23 protein-coding genes and 1 pseudogene are annotated in these 22268 nt (G+C 41.8%); 18 read left to right on the top strand and 6 right to left on the bottom strand.

Annotation, left to right across the window (positions count from 1 at the left end; genetic code table 11):
- Positions 1-126: 126 nt before the first annotated feature.
- Positions 127-453: pseudogene (locus CDG79_RS20205) on the bottom strand (RNA-guided endonuclease TnpB family protein); the annotation flags it as partial.
- 274 nt (positions 454-727) lie between these two features.
- Here CDG79_RS20205 and CDG79_RS20200 point away from each other — a divergent pair.
- The 3 genes from CDG79_RS20200 to CDG79_RS20190 all read left to right on the top strand — a co-directional run bounded on the left by CDG79_RS20200 (position 728) and on the right by CDG79_RS20190 (position 3363).
- A complete protein-coding gene (locus CDG79_RS20200; RefSeq protein WP_094332657.1) occupies positions 728-1717 on the top strand; it encodes a GDP-mannose 4,6-dehydratase in 990 nt (329 codons plus the stop codon).
- A gap of 13 nt (positions 1718-1730) precedes the next feature.
- Positions 1731-2912: a glycosyltransferase gene (locus tag CDG79_RS20195; RefSeq protein WP_094343711.1), complete on the top strand. Its 1182-nt coding sequence runs from the start codon at positions 1731-1733 to the stop codon at positions 2910-2912.
- 79 nt (positions 2913-2991) lie between these two features.
- Positions 2992-3363: a hypothetical protein gene (locus CDG79_RS20190; protein WP_094343710.1), complete on the top strand. Its 372-nt coding sequence runs from the start codon at positions 2992-2994 to the stop codon at positions 3361-3363.
- Positions 3364-3506: 143 nt separating this feature from the next.
- Here the strand turns inward: CDG79_RS20190 and CDG79_RS20185 are convergent, their stop codons facing one another.
- Positions 3507-3938, bottom strand: coding sequence for a hypothetical protein (locus CDG79_RS20185; protein WP_094332654.1), 432 nt, complete (start codon positions 3936-3938; stop codon positions 3507-3509).
- A 465-nt stretch (positions 3939-4403) separates the two neighbouring features.
- Here CDG79_RS20185 and CDG79_RS20180 point away from each other — a divergent pair, with 465 nt between their 5' ends.
- The 7 genes from CDG79_RS20180 (at position 4404) to CDG79_RS20150 (ending at position 10714) form a co-directional block, all read left to right on the top strand.
- Positions 4404-4748 carry a hypothetical protein gene (locus CDG79_RS20180; protein ID WP_094343709.1) on the top strand — a complete coding sequence of 115 codons (345 nt, stop codon included), beginning with the start codon at positions 4404-4406 and terminating at the stop codon, positions 4746-4748.
- A gap of 182 nt (positions 4749-4930) precedes the next feature.
- A complete protein-coding gene (locus CDG79_RS20175) occupies positions 4931-7090 on the top strand; it encodes a pentapeptide repeat-containing protein (RefSeq protein ID WP_094343708.1) in 2160 nt (719 codons plus the stop codon).
- Positions 7091-7218: 128 nt separating this feature from the next.
- Positions 7219-7710, top strand: a complete 492-nt coding sequence (locus CDG79_RS20170) for a hypothetical protein (RefSeq protein WP_094343707.1) — start codon at positions 7219-7221, stop codon at positions 7708-7710.
- A 144-nt stretch (positions 7711-7854) separates the two neighbouring features.
- A complete protein-coding gene (locus CDG79_RS20165) occupies positions 7855-8061 on the top strand; it encodes a hypothetical protein (protein ID WP_094333455.1) in 207 nt (68 codons plus the stop codon).
- Between the two features lie 223 nt (positions 8062-8284).
- Complete coding sequence (locus CDG79_RS20160; RefSeq protein ID WP_189525056.1) at positions 8285-9523, top strand: GNAT family N-acetyltransferase; 1239 nt, start codon at positions 8285-8287, stop codon at positions 9521-9523.
- Positions 9523-9999 carry a Holliday junction resolvase RuvX gene (ruvX, locus tag CDG79_RS20155; RefSeq protein ID WP_094343705.1) on the top strand — a complete coding sequence of 159 codons (477 nt, stop codon included), beginning with the start codon at positions 9523-9525 and terminating at the stop codon, positions 9997-9999. The genes CDG79_RS20160 and ruvX overlap by 1 nt, the downstream gene beginning before the upstream one ends.
- Positions 10000-10141: 142 nt before the next feature.
- A complete protein-coding gene (locus CDG79_RS20150) occupies positions 10142-10714 on the top strand; it encodes a DUF3727 domain-containing protein (RefSeq protein WP_094343704.1) in 573 nt (190 codons plus the stop codon).
- Between the two features lie 228 nt (positions 10715-10942).
- Here CDG79_RS20150 and CDG79_RS20145 read toward each other — a convergent pair whose 3' ends face one another.
- Entirely contained in the window at positions 10943-11743 is an 801-nt protein-coding gene (locus CDG79_RS20145) for an RMD1 family protein (protein ID WP_094343703.1), read from the bottom strand.
- Positions 11744-12415: 672 nt separating this feature from the next.
- Here CDG79_RS20145 and CDG79_RS20140 point away from each other — a divergent pair.
- The 6 genes from CDG79_RS20140 to mazF all read left to right on the top strand — a co-directional run bounded on the left by CDG79_RS20140 (position 12416) and on the right by mazF (position 15852).
- Complete coding sequence (locus tag CDG79_RS20140; RefSeq protein WP_094343702.1) at positions 12416-12955, top strand: YqeG family HAD IIIA-type phosphatase; 540 nt, start codon at positions 12416-12418, stop codon at positions 12953-12955.
- A gap of 464 nt (positions 12956-13419) precedes the next feature.
- Positions 13420-14529, top strand: coding sequence for a glutamate 5-kinase (gene proB, locus CDG79_RS20135; protein WP_094343701.1), 1110 nt, complete (start codon positions 13420-13422; stop codon positions 14527-14529).
- A gap of 52 nt (positions 14530-14581) precedes the next feature.
- Positions 14582-14818 (top strand): hypothetical protein, encoded by a 237-nt coding sequence (locus CDG79_RS43855; protein ID WP_223278223.1) that lies wholly within the window; start codon positions 14582-14584, stop codon positions 14816-14818.
- Entirely contained in the window at positions 14799-15170 is a 372-nt protein-coding gene (locus CDG79_RS43850; RefSeq protein ID WP_223278222.1) for a Uma2 family endonuclease, read from the top strand. The genes CDG79_RS43855 and CDG79_RS43850 overlap by 20 nt, the downstream gene beginning before the upstream one ends.
- Before the next feature lie 102 nt (positions 15171-15272).
- Positions 15273-15509: an AbrB/MazE/SpoVT family DNA-binding domain-containing protein gene (locus CDG79_RS20125; protein ID WP_143855524.1), complete on the top strand. Its 237-nt coding sequence runs from the start codon at positions 15273-15275 to the stop codon at positions 15507-15509.
- Positions 15496-15852 (top strand): endoribonuclease MazF, encoded by a 357-nt coding sequence (gene mazF / locus CDG79_RS20120; protein WP_094343699.1) that lies wholly within the window; start codon positions 15496-15498, stop codon positions 15850-15852. The genes CDG79_RS20125 and mazF overlap by 14 nt, the downstream gene beginning before the upstream one ends.
- Before the next feature lie 44 nt (positions 15853-15896).
- On the opposite strand, the gene CDG79_RS20115 is transcribed toward mazF, so the two are convergent.
- Together CDG79_RS20115 and CDG79_RS20110 are read right to left on the bottom strand one after the other, a co-directional pair.
- Positions 15897-16889, bottom strand: coding sequence for an ROK family protein (locus CDG79_RS20115; protein ID WP_094343698.1), 993 nt, complete (start codon positions 16887-16889; stop codon positions 15897-15899).
- The gene (locus CDG79_RS20110; RefSeq protein WP_094343697.1) at positions 16890-17639 is read right to left on the bottom strand and encodes a Mut7-C RNAse domain-containing protein; all 750 of its coding nucleotides are present in this window, start codon (positions 17637-17639) and stop codon (positions 16890-16892) included.
- A gap of 1061 nt (positions 17640-18700) precedes the next feature.
- Between CDG79_RS20110 and CDG79_RS20100 the strand changes: the two genes are divergently transcribed.
- A complete protein-coding gene (locus tag CDG79_RS20100; protein WP_094343695.1) occupies positions 18701-19678 on the top strand; it encodes a sucrase ferredoxin in 978 nt (325 codons plus the stop codon).
- Positions 19679-19922: 244 nt separating this feature from the next.
- On the opposite strand, the gene CDG79_RS20095 is transcribed toward CDG79_RS20100, so the two are convergent.
- Positions 19923-21191: an aliphatic sulfonate ABC transporter substrate-binding protein gene (locus CDG79_RS20095; RefSeq protein WP_094343717.1), complete on the bottom strand. Its 1269-nt coding sequence runs from the start codon at positions 21189-21191 to the stop codon at positions 19923-19925.
- A 408-nt stretch (positions 21192-21599) separates the two neighbouring features.
- On the opposite strand from CDG79_RS20095, the gene CDG79_RS20085 reads away from it, so the two are divergent.
- Entirely contained in the window at positions 21600-22268 is a 669-nt protein-coding gene (locus CDG79_RS20085) for a cadmium resistance transporter (RefSeq protein ID WP_094343716.1), read from the top strand.

Raw genomic sequence — 22268 nt, 5'->3', positions numbered from 1 at the left:
GCTAATCATGAGTCCCTGATATAGCAGGGGATTCCAAAGCTCCCTCTTTGGGCTTCCTCTTTCCACGAGTTGACTTGCTTGAAGGAGTTGCCTCACTCAAGTATTGGTCAGTCTCTCCAGAGGCGGGTCATTAGAAAGTCCCCACCCACTGGTTTTATATTCAACAGAACCATGTGTTTGTTCTTTTTTGAAACGTGGATATCCTTTCTTCCCTGGTTTAGATTTCTTGCAGTTATCAAAGAACCGAGCAATAGCAGACCACGCTCTTTCAGCGCTGGCTTGACGAGCCATCGAGTTGAGCTTTCTTGCCCATTCAAATTTTTGAGCAAGAGTCGCGCAGTAGGCAGAAAGCTCATATCTGCCAATACCTCTGTTATCCATCCAGTATCTGAGGCAAGCATTGCGAACAAAACGTGCAATATCAATCGCTTCATCAAGCAATTGCTCAAATATGTAGTTACTTGATTGATAAAAGTATACTTATTTTCAATGGTCTTTGACTTGGAGTAATATATTTTTTACGTAAAATTGCTTAGTGATGATGATTTTTTTGTAAAATCTCAAAAAATGTTTTTGTATAAAAATAATTAGTGAATACAGTAAACATAGCATTCGAGTTACACTAGATCCCTTGTTAAGATTTGTCAGCAGTGTTGAGAGCCTGAATTTTTGTTCTCCAACAAGTGCCATTAAGTGCTTAAAGAGATAGAGAGAATAGGGGACAAATATGACTAAGACAGCCCTAATTACAGGAATAACTGGTCAAGATGGCTACTATCTCAGCCATTTGCTCCTTAACCGTGGTTATCGAGTTGTAGGATTAGTACCTCCCCATCGACAACCTAATTTGACAAAGCTGGGAACACTGGCAAATCAGGTAGAAATTTTTACGGTTGACTTGAGGGATAATGCAGCGCTGTTGACCGCAGTTGAACAATTGCGTCCCCAAGAAATTTACAATTTGGCGGCTCCTAGTTTTGTCCCAGACTCCTGGAACGACCCATTGGGAACCCTAGATTTGATCACAGGTACGGCTACCAGACTTTTAGAAGCAGTGCGACAGGTAGGTTTATCTACCAGATTTTATCAAGCCAGCAGTTCAGAAATGTTTGGCGATGTATTTATTTCGCCACAAGACGAAGAAACGCCTTTTCGTCCCAAAAATCCCTATGCTGCGGCGAAGATGCACGCCCACTGGACAATGGTGCATCACAGACAGCGCTATGGACTATTTGCCTGTAGTGGGATTTTATATAACCATGAATCTCCTCTACGCGCACCCCAGTTTGTAACCCGAAAAGTTTCTTTGGCAGCCGCATCGATAAAATTGGGTTTAACTAACACCTTAGAAATGGGTAATTTAGATGCCAAACGCGATTGGGGCTTTGCTGGAGATTACGTAGAAGCAATGTGGCTGATGTTGCAAGTGGATGAACCTGAAGAATATGTGATTGGCACTGGAAAACTGCACAGTGTTAGAGATTTAGTTGCCACAGCCTTTGAGTCTGTCGGATTGGATTGGACGCACCATATAGTTTTAAATACCAGCTTATTGCGACAAGACGAGCATTTTCAATTAGTCGCCAACCCCACTAAAGCTAAAATAAACCTTGGCTGGGAACCCCAAGTCAGCTTTGAAGAACTTTTAGAAAAAATGGTAAAAACAGATTTAGAGCGGTTACAAAGCGGTGCGATCGCGCCCTTAACCCAAGTATAAATAACCTAATATTATGCACATCACTAAAGTGACAGAAAATCTAAAGGTAGGTGATAAAGTTAATCAAAGAACTAACCATGTCTTCGTGTTTTTAGAAATTTTTGCCCACGAGGGTGGTATCCAATCATATATAAAAGATATTTTCCGCGCCTATCTGGGATTGAGCCAAGTTTACAAGGCAGAAGTCTTTTTGCTGCGAGATAGCGCTGATAGATTAAATTTGTTTGAAGACGAGAACTTAAAATTTCATTACTTTAAAAATCAGTCTCCTCATTTGGGGAGACTGCAAATGGCAACAGCTTTACTTAAGTGTTTATTGCAAAATCGTCCGCAGCAAGTTTTCTGCGGTCACATTAACTTAGCAGTATTAATCCAAACCCTTTGTCAACCCTTGGGGATTCCTTACACCGTACTAACTTATGGCAAAGAAGTCTGGGAACCTCTGAAAAATCAAGAACGTCGCGCCCTGACATCAGCAGATAGAATTTGGACAATTAGTCGCTACAGCCGCCATCGCGCTTGTCTTGCCAATGGTCTAAACCCCAAAATGGTAGAAATGATGCCTTGTGCAATTGATGGGGATAAATTTACTCCTGGTTCCAAGCAGCCAGAATTAGTTCAGAAATATGGTTTCACTGGTTCTAAGGTGTTAATGACAGTAGCACGCTTATGGTCAGGGGATATTTACAAGGGTGTAGATGTCACGATTCGGGCCCTACCACAAATCGCTCAGGTTTTCCCAGAAGTGAAATATTTAGTAATCGGTCGCGGTGATGACCAACCGCGATTGGCACAGTTAGCTGCATATTTAGGTGTGAGCGATCGCGTCGTATTTGCTGGTTTCGTTGCCACAGAAGAATTAATGGAACATTACCGCCTTGCTGATGCCTATATCATGCCTTCACAAGAAGGCTTTGGCATTGTCTATCTAGAAGCAATGGCTTGTGGAGTGCCGGTGTTATCCGGTGATGACGATGGCTCGGCAGACCCCTTACAAGATGGTAAACTGGGATGGCGAGTACCACACCGCAGTCCTGATGCTGTAGCAGCAGCTTGTATAGAAATGCTTCAAGGGGATGACCAACGATGTAATGGAGAGTGGTTGCGAGAACAAGCGATCGCTCTGTTTGGCATAAATGCCTTCCAACAGCACTTGCAAAAAATGCTTCTATCCTCAGTCACCAAGTCAAAATGACAAATGACAAATGACAAGTGACCAATAACAAATGACTAAAATCGCTATCCTAGAAGGAGAGCAGGACTACATTTAAAAAATGAGCTTTAAGTCATTTCAATTGAATCTTTTAAATCTCCGGCCTTGGCTCACCTTCCTGGCAGTTGGTTGGTTGCTGGCATCACTGGGCTTGGGTTGGTTGGTTAATTCGTTGCTAATTATTGTCGGGTTGCTGTTTTTAGCACCCATTGTGGCTTTTTTTGGCTTTCGTTGGTGGCTGCAACGCAACTTGGTCGCTGACCAGTGTCCCGTCTGTGGATATGAATTTACGGGTTTAAATGACAGTCAGTTACAGTGTCCTAGCTGTGGGGAGTCGCTGTTAGTACAAAATAGTCATTTTCAGCGCTTCACACCAGAAGGCACAATTGATGTCACTGCTATTGAAGTTCCAGCCAAATCACTGGAAGATTAGTCATTTGTCATTTTTCTTTTACACAGTCGGGGCATGGACTGTTAAGTTAGCTCATGTCAGACAAGCTTTGCTTGCAATCACTAATTGAGCTTAGAATCCCCCGAATTTAACGAAGTGGATTCGGGGGAGGATGTCAAAAATGACTACTTATTTCTTTGTGAGATTGAGAGGGTGTAGTTAGACTGCTGCTGGGATAGTTCGCCCACATAGACCGAGTATTTTCCTGTTTTCCAGTAACCAGAAAGTTCTGGCTTGCCTCCAGAGTAGCTATCTGGCATTACACAAAAGCGCCCTCCGGGCCCGTCGATCAACAGCGTTGGCTTCCCTTGACTCTCTGCTGTTAATCGTAAATAAGGTAGTGACTCTGTAACCTGGATAACTTGACTAGGTTCAGTGGTAATATTGCCACAATTACTTTTGACAGTTCCCCCAGACTTTCCGTTTAAAACTAGTGGATCTGGTTGGGAATTCCGATTAATTTGGACTGTTGGTGTCTGTGCCAAATTAGCCTCAGTGAAAACCAAACTCATCGCCAAAGCTGTGGGAACAATTGCAAGTAGCCGAAGCGTTTTCATTTTAATTAATGCTCCAGATTTTTTTAGAGCAATATTGTTATACAGTCTAATTTTATAGACGACAGCAATCCGCCTTGGTTCCAAAAGCTACCGTATAACCTAATACCATTAACTTTAAGATTGTTTGGGAAGATGCAATCTGGAGATGCTGCAAAACAACATCTCCAGATCAGTCATGCAAATTACCTCATCTATAATGATTAGTGGCGATCGCTTGTCCACCAAAATATTTAACCACCAGTATAATAAGCATCATTTAAGAAACCTTTTTTTGACATTTTAAAGACGTAAAAATACTTAAAAAAGTAGATCGATTAGCAGACAACAACAAAAAAACATAATTTTTACCTTTCATAAAGGTATTGCACACACAGACATTAGCTAAAATCACTAAGACAACCACCAAAAATAGAATTTAGTTGGTCTGTTTTCCAATAAGTGTGCTAACTGAGGTAGAAAAGATTGATGAATCCTCAACCAGAAGAAGACTTACAGCGTCGTCTCGATAAGCTAGAGGCAGAGATTAATTCCCCACCTGGGGTTGTATCTCAACCACAAGGACAAAAACAGATGCCTCAGTCTATTTTTGCCAACTTGAACTTGCAACTGGAGCGATTTCAGATTTGGTTCAACGGCTTATCTGGGACAAAAAAGCTGGTAGTTTCGGGTGTGGCGGTGCTAGTAGGCTTGGCGATGCTGCAAGCAGTGTTTAAACTGGTTGCATCTGTAATCACTCTGGCACTTTTGGCAGCGTTAGTGTATGTTGGATACAAATTTTTTGTGTCTAGTAGCTTTCAACGTAAGCAATAAGTTGATATGCATTTACTTGGCAATCTGCCCGGAGTTATAAGAGTCAGGAGCCATAATACAAAAGGCTCCTGACTTATGACTCCTAAATTCTATTTCAATATGCTTTTCTTTTTGCCCATTAGCTGAGTCTATTTTAATTGTGCCGATCGCGGCGTAGAAATAATATCAAAGGGAATTATTCGATGACATCACCAATTGTTAGAAGAAGTAGTAATCAATCTGGTCAGTCCAAAGAACCGGAAAGAGCCAGTTCGCTGTTACTAGCAAGTAGGCGTTTTGCAGCTTGGGCGGCTGAAATCACACTAGTGGTTGCCAGTGGGTTGATTCCCTTCGGCATTGGTGTCTACGCCAATTCTAGAAGCGATCTGAACCGAGTGCCGCTTAACCCCGTGCTGGTAGTTACGGAAAGAGCGATCGCTCGTCCCTTGGCTCTGCCTGTGAGCTATGGCATCCGTAACGTAGCATGGCCAACTAATATTTTGTGGACAATCGCTCTGTTAGCGCCTGTAACTCTCTCATGGTGGCAATTGTATTTACTGGCTAAAACTGGTAATACAATTCCGAAACGTTGGTTCAAAGTGCGGGTTGTCAACGAGCAAGGAAAATCGCCCGGATTGGGGGCAGTTGTCATTAGAGAAGGAGTTGGACGTTGGACTGTACCTATCTCCATCGCCTATCTGCTGTGGCGCTACAGCTTTGCTTTTCCAAATTTAGGATTATTCACATTTTTGTCTTTATTAATGATTGTCGGTGAAGGGATAGGTTTACCGTCACGTCGGGGTCGTCGCGCCCTGCACGATCGACTTGCAGGCACTTATACAATAGATACAACTCGTCCCTTACCATCTTCACTCTTAGCTAGCAAAAGACAAGCCCAGTCTGCTGGCGGTAATGATGAAGCAGAAGAATGGCCAGAGGGAGAAGAATTAGCGGCAGATGAAATCAACCAATCACCTAACCTGTGGCGGCGGATACAGCAAAATCCCAATCTGACTTTGTTTGGGGTAGGGCTGACGAGTATGACTGCTGTGTTGGCAACTTTAATTGGCACTCAAGTTTATATCCAAATTCAACAATCTCAGCGAGCAACTAAGCAAATCAACAGCCAACAGTTCCTCGAACTCGTCAAACAATTGAGTCCCAACTCTGGGGCGACTAATGAGCAACGCCAAAGTGCAATTCTGGCTATGGGTGGTCTTAACGATCCACAATCCATCAAATTTCTCGCGGATTTATTGGTTAGCGAAACCAACCCCAGCCTCCTCGATACAATTCAACAAGCTTTGACAACTGTCGGGCCCCAAGCTATCCCCGAATTAAAAAATAAGAATCAGTTTTTAGTGGGTGAACTGGAATCTGTGGGTAGCACTGCAACCCAAGAACGGGATTTGCGGCAAGGGCGGCTACAAAGAAACCAGAGAACGATCAACAAAATTCTCTCTGTTTATAGCGGGAAAATGGAGGGCGTTGACCTTAGTAGCACCCAATTAGGTCAAAGCGGTACTCCAGGAAGTTCGTTCTTCAACTTGGTATTAGACAACCTTGATTTATCTGGAGTTAAATTTAAATCTGCAAATCTTAACCAAGCCAGCTTTAAGGGTAGCCGCTTTCGGGGTGCGGGTGAAGATGGACGCTGGGATACCTACGATGATGTGATGGCTGATTTAAGCCAAGCTCAGTTGCAGCAAGCCAATCTTACTGATGCTAACCTTAGTCGCGTCTTGATGAACCGGATCGATTTGAGCCGCGCCACTCTCAACAGAGCCAACTTATCCAACGCGCGTCTATATGACGCTAAACTTAACAGCACCCAACTAGTAGGAGCCGATCTGCGAAACGCAGTTTTAGAAAGAGCTAGCTTAACTGGGGCTGATTTAGGCGATGCTAAATTGAACGAAGCCAATCTGTACGCTGCCCGTTTAGGTCGCGTCACTGCTATCGGAACGCAATTATCCTTTGCCAACTTAACTAACACCGATTGGCAAGGGGCAGATTTATCAGGAGCCTATTTGGATCGTGCTAATCTCAGCAATGCTAACCTGAGCGCCACTCGTCTAGCTGGTGCTGTTTTGCGTTCTGCCCAGATGGAAAACGTTAACTTACAAAATGCTGACTTAAGTCTTGCAGATTTACGGGGAGCAAATGTGGCAGGAGCAGATTTTAAGGGGGCAATTCTCGCCCCTAGCAAAGAAGATCCAGCAGATCAATTTGTCAAAACCCCAGATTTAGGCTCAGTATCTGCCGTAGTCCAAGGGGTTGATTTTTCTCAAGCGAAAAATTTAGATGCCAAGCAATTAGCGTACATTTGTACTCAAGGAGGCATTCATCCTCGTTGCCCGTAGAATGGAGGGAAGCAGGGAGCAGGGGGCAGGGAGAGCAGGGGAAGCAGGGGGAGACAAGGGAAGAATAATACCAATGCCCAATGCCCAATGCCCAATGCCCAATAACAAAATGGTGTGAGGAGTCAGTTATGAAGTATATTCCATATTTGGTTTCAGTTTTGGGGGCTGGCTTGGTTTTGAGTCTGGCGACTACGAAACCAGCACAAGCTCAAGTAGCTTATGGCAGTTATATAGGTATAGGCCCCAGTGTTGGTTTTACTGATGGTATCCAATTTGGGGGAGTAATAGCTGGGCGCTACAAGCTTTTGGAAGCACCGCTTTCACTGCGTGCCCAAGTATTAATAGGTAATAATACAGCAGTTGTGCCAACGGTTTCTTACGATATTCCCCTTAACTGGCAAGCCGATGCCTACCTTGGTGCTGGGTTAGTGTTGGCTGGTGGTGGTGGTTCTTCTCCTGTGGGCGACAAAATCAGTTTTGCTTTACAACCGGGCATTGATTATATGATCCCAAATAGCAATACTGTCCTTTTTGGTAATGCCATCATCGCTTTTGATGCCTACCGTGATAGCGGTGGTACAGCTATCTCTGTACAAGGTGGTGTTGGTTTTAGATTTTAATGGGCAAATAAAAACCCTGCTGCGATCGCTATCTCTAAGAAGCGTTAAACTTCATTGCAAATTAAGAAGTTAGTCCAAACAACATGATAATTTTTTGTCATGAAGAGAAATAGCACAGGATTAACACAGGAGAACACAGTGGCAATGGAATCAAATTTATTAACAGATGCGGGCGCAGATGAAGTGAATCAAGATTTCAGTGAATATGTCGCCAATCTGCAACTTCACATGACTCTGCAAGCTCGCAATCTTGTTCCATCCCTGAAGCAAACACTGGTAGATAGTCGTCAGCAATTACTCCATCAAAGCCAAGCCAACTTTGAAAAGCTAGTTTCTCGACAAGGGCTGTAAATATATACAAATTTTAATCAAAATTCCAATAAAATAAAGGCAGATGTTGTTGGGTTAACGTCAATGGTGTTCTCACAAGGTCTGCTTTTTCTGCTTTTTTAAGTATCAAATTACTCAAAATCACACTTTTGACGCACTAGTAAATGGCAGAAAGCAGTTAATATTATTGCAGCAGTTCCTTTGAAGAGCAGTTAGTTAAGGCTAAATAGCGGCTCGAATAAAAATGACTTCATTACTTCCCAGAAACCTCAGCGTTGTTATCCGACCAGTCCAATACCGGGATCTGGACGGGATTGAGCGCATAACTCAAGAGTCATTCGCAGCCCTTACTCCCCAAGGAGCAAGTTTTGCCATCAGCCAGATGCTCATGCTGCGTCGCTGGTATGGATTACTCAAGTTTTTGAGTTGGTTTCCTAACCCGCTTCAGTATCGCCTCTGTGCTTATGTTGCAGAGCAAGGGCGGATGCTTTTAGGAATGATTCAAGTATCACCATTTAACCGGACACGCAGTACTTGGCGCATCGATCGAGTGCTGTTAGAGCGTGGTGTCGATAAACAAGGAATTGGCTCGCAACTTTTGCGTCATTGCTTTGAATCGATTTTGGAAGCTCGCACTTGGCTACTGGAAGTCAACATCAATGACATAGAGGCGCTGGCACTATATCGACAAAATGGATTTCAGCGTCTGGCAGAAATGACATATTGGGAAATTGGGCCAGAATTACTGGCTGAATTGGCACAAGCAGAGCCAGATTTACCCAATCTTTTGCCAGTGAGTAATGCTGATGCCCAGTTGCTATACCAACTAGATACGGCATCTATGCCACCTTTGGTACGCCAGGTTTTTGACCGCAATACCCGCGACTTTAAAACCAGTTTGTTTGGCGCTTTAACTGATGCTGTGAAGCAATGGCTGACCAAAACAGAAGTAGTGAGTGGTTACGTATTTGAACCCCAACGCAAAGCTGCGATCGGCTATTTTCAGGTGCAACTTGACCGGAAGGGGGAAGTTCCCCACTCTGCAACGCTGACAGTTCATCCTGCTTACACCTGGCTCTATCCAGAATTGCTATCTCAACTGGCTCGGATTGCCCAAGATTTTCCTCAGCAAGGGTTACAACTAGCCTCCTCAGACTATCAGGCGGAGCGAGAAGAGTATTTGGAAAGAATTGGCGCAAAGCGCATAAAACATACATTAGTTATGTCTCGCTCGGTGTGGCACAAGCTACGGGAGTCTAAATTCGTCTCCTTAGAAGGAATTCAGTGGACTGATATGCTGCAAGGGTTACAGCCGGCACGTAAACCCATACCCGGTGGGATGTCATGGATACAACCAGGAAAGCTACCATCCTCAGATAAACCACTGCCAATCAAGTCAGAACCAATTAACTTTTCGGTAAAAAACCCTAGTATAGAAGTATCGCCGATTCCTGAATCAGTAGATGCAGAACAGGAGGATTAATGAGATCCCAGGAGCAGCCAAAACCCTTTATTTCAGCTTTGGGACTAGATTTCGGTCGCAAGCGCATTGGTGTGGCTGGGTGCGATCGCACGGGTTTAATTGCGACTGGGATCACCACAATTGAGCGCACATCTTTTCAGCAAGATGTCGAGCAAATCCGGCAAATAGTTAATGAACGTGAGGTGCAAATCCTAGTAATGGGCTTACCTTATTCAATGGATGGCTCAATAGGATTTCAGGCGCGTCAAGTTCAGAAATTTACTACAAGACTTACTAAAGCACTAGAATTGCCTGTGGAATATGTGGATGAGCGATTAACTTCATTTCAAGCAGAGCAACTGCTGATCGCTGAGAACCGCTCCCCATCACGCCATAAAGGTTTGATTGACCGCAAGGCAGCCGCTTTAATATTGCAACAATGGCTGGATGTTAAGCGGGCTAGTTCCCACAGTTCGGTGGCAGCTATTGAATATTGATACCTTTTAACATGATATTCTGAAAACGATTAGCCAGCAGTTGTATCTACGTATAAAGCTATTTGCTTGACATAATATGTCATTAATGTAGTTAAGCGATTTCCAAAGTTGCTGGTATTTATTAAATTTTTACATTTCGGCTATGTTTTCCCCTCCATTTCCTGAAGAAAATGATAACGCTCATGCGGGTTCCATCACTTTAACCGATGACAAAGGGCGATCGCTCGAATGTTATATAGAGCATTCCCTTGAGGTAGATGGACAAGAATACGTTTTGCTTCTTCCTGTAGACTCACCTGTAGAGATTTTTTCTTGGGAAGGTGACGATGAGGAAGAAGAAGCGGTTCTGGTAGAAGACGACAACATCATTGAGCAAATTTTTGCCACTGCTCAAGCTGTACTATCTGAGCAGAATCTGATATTGAAGAACACAGCTTATGCTTTGACAGTTGCAGGTGATTTACCGCCTGTTGAAGAATCAGAACTCTTTACCTTAGAAATTGAAGACGAAGAGGCAGATTTAGATCCAGAGCAATTACAGCTACTCGCTAGCTTCTATGATGAAGATCAGGAGTATGCAATTTATACACCCCTCGATCCCCTGTTATTTTTTGCACGAATAGCAAAAACAGGTGAACCTGAATTACTCTCTCCAGAGGAATTTCGCCAAGTGCAGCCTCTGTTAGAGGAACATCTTTTTAATGAAGTAGAATAAAATTTAAAATTCAAAATGTTACATTTTCATTTTGAATTTTTATTTTAATCAAAATCTACTTAAACCCTTTACCATGTCCCATTAAATGTGGAAGCAATGAAACATTTGGGAGAATTTGTATTGTTTAATATTCTGAAAAAAGCATAGAATTTTGTAGTGTTGGCTGCGATTGCCCGACTCAAGGCTACTGCTAAAAAGCAGTAATTTTTACGATATCCAAATTGAGCGTTAGCCTTTGAAAACGATGTCGTACAGTGACAGCAGAATCTCCACCACAATCAGAATCACCACATACCACTCTACTCGCTGGCTACTGCTATGCTGCATAAACTCCAGGACTGTTTGTGCGGTTTGGGTAATTAGCTCTAGTTTGCGTTCCAAAGCATTATGACGCTCACGGATTTCGTATTCATCCTCTAAGCGGAGATATAAGTTTTCTAGCTGTGGGGACTCCCAGAGCAACTCCGGCTTATCAATAATCTCTACTCGACCTACAATCTTATGTTGAACTAACAGCGCAGTCCCAAGTTGACGCAGTAATTCCCTACTCTGCTTTCTTCCTCTGTTTTCGCGCTGGAGACTAGCTGCAAATGGTTTAATTTGACCGAATACACTCGCTAGGCTAGTTTCATAATGAGACAGTACAACACTCTTAGCAAGGATATCAGCCACTATCTGCAACCGTTCTACACTAAATTCATGCAGCAAAATTTTTCCTTCCCTAACTCTTTCACTCTCCGCAATGTTGAGATGAACTTCCACTTCTTCTGTTTCTGGGTCGGCAAAAGAGTCACTAACTTGAGAGGATAGTTTGGTCAAGAAGGCTGCCTTTTCTACAGGCTCAAGATTAAACAAGACAACTGCACCATAGTCCAGCAGCACCACACAGCCGTGTTCACCGACTGTAACCATTAGTGGCATAGTCGCCAAACAAACGTAATTCTCCAACGTCTGTAAGTGAATATCCTCACCAAGGAATAGGGCCTGCGCTCTAAATTTATCTCTGTCATTAAAAAGGAGTTTTTGCATTATCGCCCTATTTGCTTTTCTGTCTGCTGCTCTGCGAGGGTAGCGATAGTAACCAATGCCTGTTATCGGAGATCGCTACAATCTCAGCTTACCAATAAACTTATCTAGCACTGCCGAAAGTGCATTTGTATTTTGACCCTGTACTGGTAAAGAATGTTTTCCCAACAATTTGGATAAAGCAAATCCCTAATCAAACCATAAATGTTGAATTTTGACAATCTTGGGAAATGAATTTATAATCACCAGCCAATAAATATACTTTAATTTTTTGCCACAATATTAACATATATGTGTTTGCTCGATCGTGTTTTATTTAATATTCAAAACTTCTCTTTACCAGTTTATAATACAACTAATTTCAAGCGTTGACAGGGAAATTATAAATTTATATTTAACGGTAATGTTAGCAGCACAATTATTTAATTAACAGGAAGTAAATGAAATTAAGAAAAATTATGGTGAGGTAATAACCGACAATATTTGAATTTTTTTTTAAATTAGAAGCAAACGATATATTTATTGATTTGAATAGTTTTTACATCAAAGAAATATAAAATATTTTAGGGATTTTATCTCAAAATGTTCAGGGAGATATTCCAGTATGGAGTTAGACTAACTAAACTATATTGGGTTATGCTCATTTGTCTGAGCTATTAAATTTGACTGTTGACTATGGCCTGGAACAATCTTTTGCAACCTGATTTGATTTTAGAAGGTTCAGTATTGAACCTAACACCAGATATTATCCAAAAATACGGACTGAAGGGGCTGGTATTGGATGTAGATGAAACTTTAGTACCCTTTACAGTAGGGATGGCTTCGCCAGAACTCCGAGAGTGGGTAGAGCAAATTCGCGCCTGTACTGCATTGTGTTTGGTGAGTAACAACCTGAGTGAAGCAAGAATTGGGGGAATTGCGCGATCGCTCAATTTACCTTACTATTTGGGTGCTGCCAAGCCTTCTCGACGCAAAATTAGGGCAGCAGTCAGGACAATGGATCTACCAGTGCATCAAGTGGGGATGGTAGGCGATCGCTTATTTACCGATGTCATAGCTGGTAATCGTCTGGGGATGTTTACCATTTTAGTTGAACCCATTGTCCATGCCGACGCAGCTTTGCGTTCTCATCCCATCCGCAACTTTGAAGTTTGGGTATCCGAAATTTTGGGAGCCTCTATTACCCCTAAGAAAAGCAAGATTCACAAAACTTGAAAAATCGTCAGGAAAGTAAATCTAAAGAAATGGTTAAGGAATCTTACTGGAAGCCAAAAATCGGGGATCATAAGTATTAATAACATGGGGTCAGCCAAATAAAGACCCTAACTCATACTAAGTAAATATACACCCGTAAAGCGTCAACCTTCACTATAGAGGGATTGGCGCTTTACAATTTCTTTGGTCATTTGTCATTGGTCATTTGTCATTGGTCATTTGTCATTTGTCATTTGTCATTTGTCATTTGTCATTAGGAATAAGAATTAAATAACATACAATTTATGTCTGGGCCTTACCTCACCCTCAATCCCTCTCCTTATAAAGGAGAGGGAAGCTAGATACGGAATGAAGTTTTGCATTTTATTTAATCCACGTTCCTTAGTTATTAATACTTTGCCTTTTTTGCCTGCCAATGACTACTGACTACTGACCAATGACCAATGACTAATGACTAATGACCAATGACTAAAACAATTGTTGTCAAAATCGGTACTTCTAGCCTAACTCAACCAGAAACGGGACAATTAGCACTTTCGACGATCGCTACTTTGGCAGAAACACTCTGCCATTTGAGAAGCCAAGGACATCGGGTAATTTTGGTTTCTTCTGGGGCTGTGGGCGTGGGTTGTGCGCGGTTGGGCTTAACTGAACGTCCGAAAGCGATCGCACTCAAACAAGCTGTAGCAGCAGTTGGACAAGGTAGGTTAATCCGTATATATGATGATTTATTTACTACGCTGCAACAAGCGATCGCTCAAGTATTATTGACTCGCAGCGACTTGGTACAACGTAGCCGCTATCTCAACGCCTACAACACCTTTCAGGAATTACTAGGACTGGGAGTGATCCCCATAGTCAATGAAAATGATACTGTAGCAACAGACGAACTAAAATTTGGTGATAATGATACCCTTTCGGCATTGGTTGCTAGCTTAGTAGAAGCAGATTGGTTATTTTTGCTTACCGATGTCGATCGCCTCTACTCAGCCGATCCCCGTTCCGTGCCAGATGCTCGACCGATCGCTTTAGTTAGTAGCATTAAAGAATTAGCCGAATTACAAATACAAACAGGTTCCCAAGGTTCTCAGTGGGGGACTGGGGGGATGCTGACAAAAATTTCGGCGGCAAGAATTGCGATCGCTGCGGGAGTGCGGACTGTAATTACTCAAGGGCGATTTCCCCGGAATATCGAAAAAATTATTCAAGGTGAACTGATTGGGACGCATTTTGAACCGCAACCTGAACCAACTTCAGCGCGTAAACGTTGGATAGCTTACGGACTTTTACCTGCGGGTAAATTGTATTTAGATGAAGGTGCGATCGCGGCAATTTCTTTAGGGGGAAAATCGTTATTAGCTGCTGGGATTAAAGCAGTAGAAGGAGAGTTTGACACACAAGATGCGGTGCAATTGTGTGATAGCAACAGTAACGAAATTGCTAGAGGACTTGTGAATTACAACAGCAACGATCTGCAAAAAATTCGTGGCTGTCATTCACGAGAAATTCCCACAATTTTAGGCTATGCCGGTGTGGAAACAGTAATTCACCGAGATAATTTAGTTTTGACTTAAAATGTAAATAAGATAAATTTCATAAGTACTAACTGGGAGAGTAAGAAATATTATGACTCAAACGTTAGAAAATGCTATTAACTTACCAGAAGAACAACGCTTTTTCCGGCATGGATTAACTTGGGAACAGTTTAAAACGATTCAAGCCAGCTTTGAAAATGTACCAGGTGTGCGGCTGTTTTATTGTGATGGAGTCTTAGAAATAGTGACAATTGGTAAGCCTCATGAGGTAATTAAGTGTTTACTTGCTGCACTACTAATTACTTACTTTGAAGTCAAAGCGTATTGAATTTTTCCCTAGTGGGAGTTTTAGCCAGATTATTCCCAATATACTAGAATATCAAGCAGATTTATCTTATTGCTTTGGAATCGACAAACCTGTACCAGACCTGTGTATTGAAGTAGTTATTACTAGCGGTAGTCCCATAAAGTTACAGAAGTACAAATTAATGGGAGTCCCAGAAGTTTGGTTTTGGGAAGATGGCACAATTGAAGTTTACTGCTTACGAGAACAAGAATATGAGAAAGTTGTTAAAAGTGAGTTATTTCCAGAATTAGATTTATCTCTACTCAATCGTTGTCTTTTATTATCTTCTCCTTTAGAAGCCGTTAGAGAATTTCGCCAAGCTATTCAGAAATAATATTAGGTGGAAACAAAAGAAAACATTTGAATATCGATCGTGATGTTAATTTTGACCGTGAAACTTATAATTAAAGAAAACAACAATCAAATCTGTCCAAAGATGGCTAACCAAAAGCTAACGTTAGAAATTCCAGAATCCCTGTTTGAGCAATTGCATCATCTTGCTAAGTTAACTGGTCAATCTATAGAATCTTTAGCGTTGCAAAGCATTACGAGCAACTTACCTTGCTTAAGCGAAAAAATACATGATCTGGATGAACTACTGTCACAAGTAACACCCGATAATTTACATAGTGAAATTGACAGTGGAAAGCCTGTAGGTCATGAAATATTCTGATTCTGAATTGTACATACCAAAACAGGGTGATATTATTTGGATAAATTTTACGCCTCAAATCGGACGTGAGCAAGCAGGTAGGCGTCCTGCTCTTGTCATCTCATCACTTCAATATAATCGTCGAGTTCGACTGGTCTTAGTATGTCCGATTACTACGAAAGTCAAGGGATATCCCTTTGAAGTAACTGTTTCAGAAGGTTTACCAGTATCAGGAGTAGTGCTGGCAGATCAGGTGAAGTCTTTCGATTGGCAAGAAAGAAAAGCTGAGTTTGTTTGCAAAGCACCAGATGAAGTCACAGTTGAGGTAATTACTCTACTAAAAACTTTAATGCCTCTACCATAATTAGATGTTGGTAGAGTTGATCGGCTTCGACCTCAAAGCAAATATCAAATTAACATAGAAGCGATCGCCACACCACCCCACAAAGGCGCATCATCACCCAGCACCGCCGGCACAATTTCAAAATCAACCTCCGGTAAAGCCGTCTCCCGCGCCACCCGACGCACCACCCGCCAAAAATCCTCACCCGCCTTCGTCACACCACCTCCCAACACAAAGCGCTGCGGATTCATCAAATTCGCCACATTGCCAATACCCACACCCAGCGCCCAAGCAGCCTTATGCAAAACTTCCTTAGCCAAATCATCCCCAGCAGCCGCCGCTTCACCTACCAACTGTCCCGTCAGTAACCTTAAATCATTCCCCACCAAACCTCTCAACACCTCTCCTCCTTGGCGTACTTGGCGACTTGGCGGTACCCTCCGGGAAGCCGCTAGTGCGTCTACGTTCTCCAAAATTTCCCTAACACTTTGCGCCATATAAGGCCCCGAAGCCAAACGTTCCACACATCCCCGCTTCCCACACAAACAAACTGGCCCAGCTGGATCTACAACAATATGCCCGATTTCCCCAGCCATTCCACCAGCCCCCCGCCAAGGCTGCCCATTGAGTATCCAACCACCACCCACGCCAGTGCTGACAGTTATATAAAACAGGCTATCGTATCCCTGTCCCGCCCCAAAGCGATGTTCACCCAAAGCAGCAACATTGGCATCATTATCTACACCAACACTCACACCAAACTCATCCTCCAACAACCCTTTGAGAGGAATATTTTCCCATCCAGCCACATGATGAGATAGTCGCACCGTCCCCGTGGAAGCATCAACCGGGCCGCCAAAGCTGACACCGATCGCAGCAGGTTTTGCATCTTCTAACAGCGAGTAAATGAGCGATCGCATAATTTCCAAATCAGTGCTAGCATTTCCATTCGCTGGCGAGAGACGACGTTCATAACGCAACCACTTTCTCGAACCGATATTTACCAATGCTGCTGCTAGCTTAGTTCCGCCAAAATCGAGAGCTAAAATTAATGTCATTCACTCACCTTTTCTTGAGTTCAACACTTCGTCAATAAACTGTTGCAATCGTTCATAATGTGAGCCTTTCCAATAAATGCGATCGCAGTCTTGACAAAGCTGGAATTGATCGTGCGATCGCACGTTTTCTGGCACTTGCTCAATAATCGATTGCTTATCTACAGATTCTAATAATCCATTGCAACGCAAACACCGTTTAAATGGTGCAATTAATTTAAATAAGTCGAAGCGTTGGAGTACTTCGATGATTTGTTGTTGAGGGTTAGTATTTCTAACATAATACCCGTGCGTTACCAAACTACGCATCAATAGACCTTTATCACGAGTCAAGATAATCCGCCCTTGAGTGTGGGATATTTGGGCTAACTCCTCATCTTCATAGTCATTGCGGTACAAAGTATCAAAACCTAAAAGTCGTAGAGATGTCGCAAGCTTCCCCAAATGAATATCTACAACAAAGCGAATAGTAGTGAGCGGTTCTGGTAAAACAGAAATGCTTGGTAGAATAACATTCCTAGCTGAAATTGGATAAACATTAATAGTATCTCCATCGGAAACAATGTAAGAAAAATTTACATATTCACCATTAACATTTATAAAATCAACTTCTGGATGAGGCACACCCAACGACTCAATCATGTCCTTAATTGAGGCTTTCTCTTCAAAAAAATGGCAGATTTTCACCTGCTTGTGATGCCGTGGTAAAAAATGATTCAATTCTGCATGAAAGTAGAAATATGCGATCGCCATAGCCACAGATATTTTGATTACCCTACTGGCAAGAATTTGTCACTATTGCAAAATTTTATCTATTGTATTGAAAGAATCAATGGTTCTTCAAGTGACCTATCTCCACTAGATAATGGCTATCTACCTTGATTTAAGCAACCTGATAGAGATAAAAAATTATAAAGATTCTCAAATACTTGCATTTATTTTTGAGTTCAGTTACAGTCAAGGCAGATACCTATCATCAAACCCTGACATGAGCTTCAGGAAGTTAGATTATATAAAGGGTAAATAACAAGTTTGTTAATGTTAATACCAGTTACGCTCTTAATAATTAGTCACTAGCTTTTAACATTAACTTATTGTGCATTAACTACGGGGCATTAAAGCATTTACCCCTAATTTTGTTGTTTTTATTTTTCCATAATAATTGAGAATTATTCGCAATATGTATAAATTGATAGATATTATATTAAAAGTAGATAGTGGAGAAAGATTTTTAAACTCATATTGGCTGATTTCGCATCGCCCTTTAGGAATATATTTTTCAGAAGAAAAACAAAAAATTATATTTTTAGATGTAAAAACAGGATTTGTAACTAGCTATATAAATAACTTCAGGAAAACTTTAAATAAGTATCTTACTACGAATAATGTTTCTGATTGTAGTATCAGCTACATTGATATTATCGGCAAATTAATCCTTAGTAACTCTCCAAGTAGCTTTGTATGTACAAGGTACAAGGTTTCATTTATTTGATTTTGCTAAAAAAGCAAGTTCATAAAAGTCAAGTTTCAGCAAGGGAAAATTTATAAAATACCAAATAACAATAAAACTAGATACAAAATTAACGCCGCTCATACGGAAAAATCTATCTTGACACTGTTTATCTTTATTGTGGAGAATTTATTAACCGGAAAGACCTCGATCAATAATGATGTTATAAAGTGGCTACCTAGTTTTTACAGGGAAATGAATATTGTTCTTTTTTATCTCCTTTAGCCAAGGATATTGTAGCTAAGAACACAATTGTATTTTGTAATACCTTTTGTCCATAAAATACGCTAATGAGTACAGCGAGATGAATACTTTTTTTTGTTCCGACGATTCACTACAAGTAGGAGAAGATGTTATTGGTAGTGCCACCAATTATCAAACTTATATTTTAGTTGAGTGTCCTTTACCGTGGACATCAGAAGCATTTAATTCTAAATGGGTGCCTCAGAATTTGAGGATTTTGGTAGAGGAAGTAAAGCGTGCTAAATTACCGATTAGATTTCTTTTAATTGCTAATGATGTCTCACATAAAGTAAATCACACTACGCTTTTAATTTATCAAAAAGAAGATGGGCTAAGTAATGGATACCATAAGCAAGAATTTAAGCTAGCAAATATTGAGCAAGTAGCAGCAGTTGTCCAAAAATGGCTATGGGCTATCAGTTCTAATTCTGAGGTAGAAACTAGTACAACTAGAGATATTTTAATTTGTACTCACGGTAGCCATGATAAGTGTTGTGCTAGATATGGCGCTCCTTTTTACTTTAATGTTACAGCTAGTAATGCTGATTTGTGCTTAGATAATGTGCGAATTTGGAAATCATCGCACTTTGGGGGACATCGGTTTGCACCAACAATCATAGATTTGCCAGAAGGAAGATACTATGGTCGTCTCGATAGAGATTCATTCAGATCGATTTTGACTCGGAATGGCGATATTCAATGCTTACAGAAAGTCTATCGAGGTTGGGGAATTCTACCTGCTGCACTTCAGGTTTTGGAAAGAGAACTAATCCTTTGTAACGGATGGGATTGGTTTAACTACAAAGTTGCAGGTAAAATTTTAGAGCAAAGTTTAGATAATAATACTATTCTGGGTGAGTTAAGTTTTGAACAACCTTCTGGCTCTCTCTACACTTACCAAGCTAAACTTGTGAAAGATGAAACAAGAACTCAACAATTGAAGAGTTCATGTAATGCTACAAAAGAATTGGTAGTTACTAAATATGCTGTAGGTAGTCTTTGGCTTACCTCTAATAAGGTGATGAGTTATAGTACATAAAAGACTGGGGTATGCATCTATCTAATTCGTAATTTGCGTAATGAGGCTCTCTACGAGATGCTGTGCGTAGCAAGATTCTCGAAGGAGTATATGACATTTTTTTTAGCGTAGGCGTAGCCCGCCGCAGGAATCGCACTTTTGAAAAAAACTTTTCTATTTACTGAAATTAAATTACTCAATCCCTGCATCCACGATAACTATCAACTTTCTTCTTCCCCAGGCTTGTTTTTCCCTCAGTGTCGAATTAATAAGTCCAATTTTGCTTAGTCTGCAAGCTATAAGTTCCATCTTGCACATTCACTCGCTCAGGAATCAGATTTAGATCCCTAAACACATTTGCTTGATGCTGTAGAGCAGTGAGTGATTGATCGTCAATAGGGATGATGGCACGTTCGGCACTACGTTGCTGTAAAGTTTCTAGAATGGATGGATCGATTTCATGGTTTTGTGCCATTCGTTGAACCGCTTCCAATTCCTGTCTCTTAGCCCAAGCTCCAGCTTCGTTTACCTCTTCTAAAATCACCTTGAGCAGGTCGGGATAGTCGCGTACTATCTCTGGAATCGCGTAGTAATAAGTCGGAACTTCTATGGAAGCTTTGTCACCAAATATGCTCTCTAGATCGGCAATCGATCGCCCTGGGTAAGAGCTTCGGGTCTGAGTTGCTGTGTAGGGAACCCAAATCACCCAAGCATCAATCTCACCACGGCGGAATCGGGGCAGCGCCTCCGGCTGTGTCAGATAAACTGGCTCAATGTCACTAAAATCTAGACCTACTTTCGCCAGCGATCGCACAAGTACATAATGGGCGCTTGAGCCTTTGTCAAAAGCTATCTTTTTACCCTTCAAGTCTGCTAGTGTCTGAATCGGCGAATCTTCCGGTACTAAAATTGCTTGACCTTTGGGAGCAGTATATTTTTCTTTTGCTACGCGCACAAATACATGATCTGCGGCTTGAGAGAAGATGCTGGCCGTGCCACCACCACCGCAGAAATCAATTGTCCCGTTACTGAGTGCTTCTATTAAAGAAGAGGCTGATAAAAAGCTTGTCCAGGTGACACTCAGCCCATAAGGTTGCAAACGCGTTTCGAGCAAGCCTTGAGTCCGAAGAACTTCCAGATTTGTCATCCCCTCTGGATACCCAATTTTGAGTTGCTTGAGCCGCCGCGCTTGTTCAGCTAAGGGCGTGTTGCTAGACCCAACAGAACGGCTAGAAAACCAGCGATCCAAAGCTATACAAAAAATTATGCCTCCCACAAATAGCCCTACGGTTTCTAGTAACCGAGTTGTCGAATTTTTGGGTATTTGGAACTGATTTAGTAGAGAGGAGAGTGTATTAGTAGATTCAGAAGCGACAGCAGCATGATCGTCAAAAGCCAGAGTCAAGACCAAACTGGCAGCAAGACCGATGCAAAATAAGACTGCAAACCTGTATCTCCGAATGACTGCTCTGAGCGACTGTAAGATGTTTTGACCTGTGCTTCTAGGCAGAAGGTTAATGAAACGGCTAATCATTATGAGTCCTTGGCTGAAATAACCATCTATTTGGTTAGGCGGCTGATTGTGAATGAAGGGTTTGGGCTGAAACCCCTCCACTAATTGATGCTGGGAATGAATGGCGCATTACATACGAGAATGCAGCCAGAGTGTTATACTTCTTTGGGCTGTTTATATATTATTACTGAGGCTTACCCCATTTTTTTTGAAGTTAGAGAAATTGGTAAATAACTTAGGTTTTTGGATGATGGCAGTGGAACCAAACATCCAAGATCAATTCCCTCTGTTGGCGATCGCCTCCGGCGGAGTGTGATTTATAGAAATCTGGGACAAACAAACCCTATTTCTCGATATTGCGGGGCTGATTGCTCAAGTTGAGCGATTGGTAATTTCGGTCATCAAACAGGTGTTGAGCGAGTGATGGTGATGGATTGGTTAATTGCAACAATTAAGATTGGGCTAGCTGCTGCTGTAGCAACAACCTTTGACGACAATATTTATCTGACTGCTTTTTTTAGCTCAGTTAATCGGACTTTTCGGCCTCAGCACGTTGTGGTTGGTGAGCTTCTAGGGTTCACAGCATTAGTGATAGTAAGTTTGCTTGGTTTCTTAGTGGGCCTAGTAATTCCGTCAACTTGGATTGGTCTACTAGGGATTCTGCCGATACTCATTGGTTTGAACAATTTACGCAAACTTAATCAGGATGACTCAAATGAAGATAAGTCAGCCAATCTGAAAATAAACTCTAAATATCGAGGATTTGATTCCAGAAAGCGATCGCTCTGGGAGGTAATCCGCGATCCACAAACCTATCGTGTCTCTGCCGTCACGCTTGCCAACGGTGGTAACAATTTGGGGATCTATATTCCCCTATTTGCCACTAGCTCAATCCAAAATTTGTCCGTAATCATACCAGTCTGCTATGTCATTGTTTTATGCTGGCTATTGATGTCCTATAACCTAACTCGCCTACCTGGTATTGCTTTAGTCCTCAGCCGCTATGCTAGTAAGATATTTCCCTTTGTACTAATGTGGCTGGGCTATAGAATTTTGATGGACAGCGAATCCTATCGTCTTTTTATACCGAAGAGTTGA

The organism is Nostoc sp. 'Peltigera membranacea cyanobiont' 232, assembly GCF_002245985.1.
In the GTDB taxonomy this organism is placed as follows: domain Bacteria; phylum Cyanobacteriota; class Cyanobacteriia; order Cyanobacteriales; family Nostocaceae; genus Nostoc.
The sequence above is the reverse complement of the archived record's forward strand: the minus strand, read 5'-3'. Positions and strand labels throughout refer to the sequence as shown.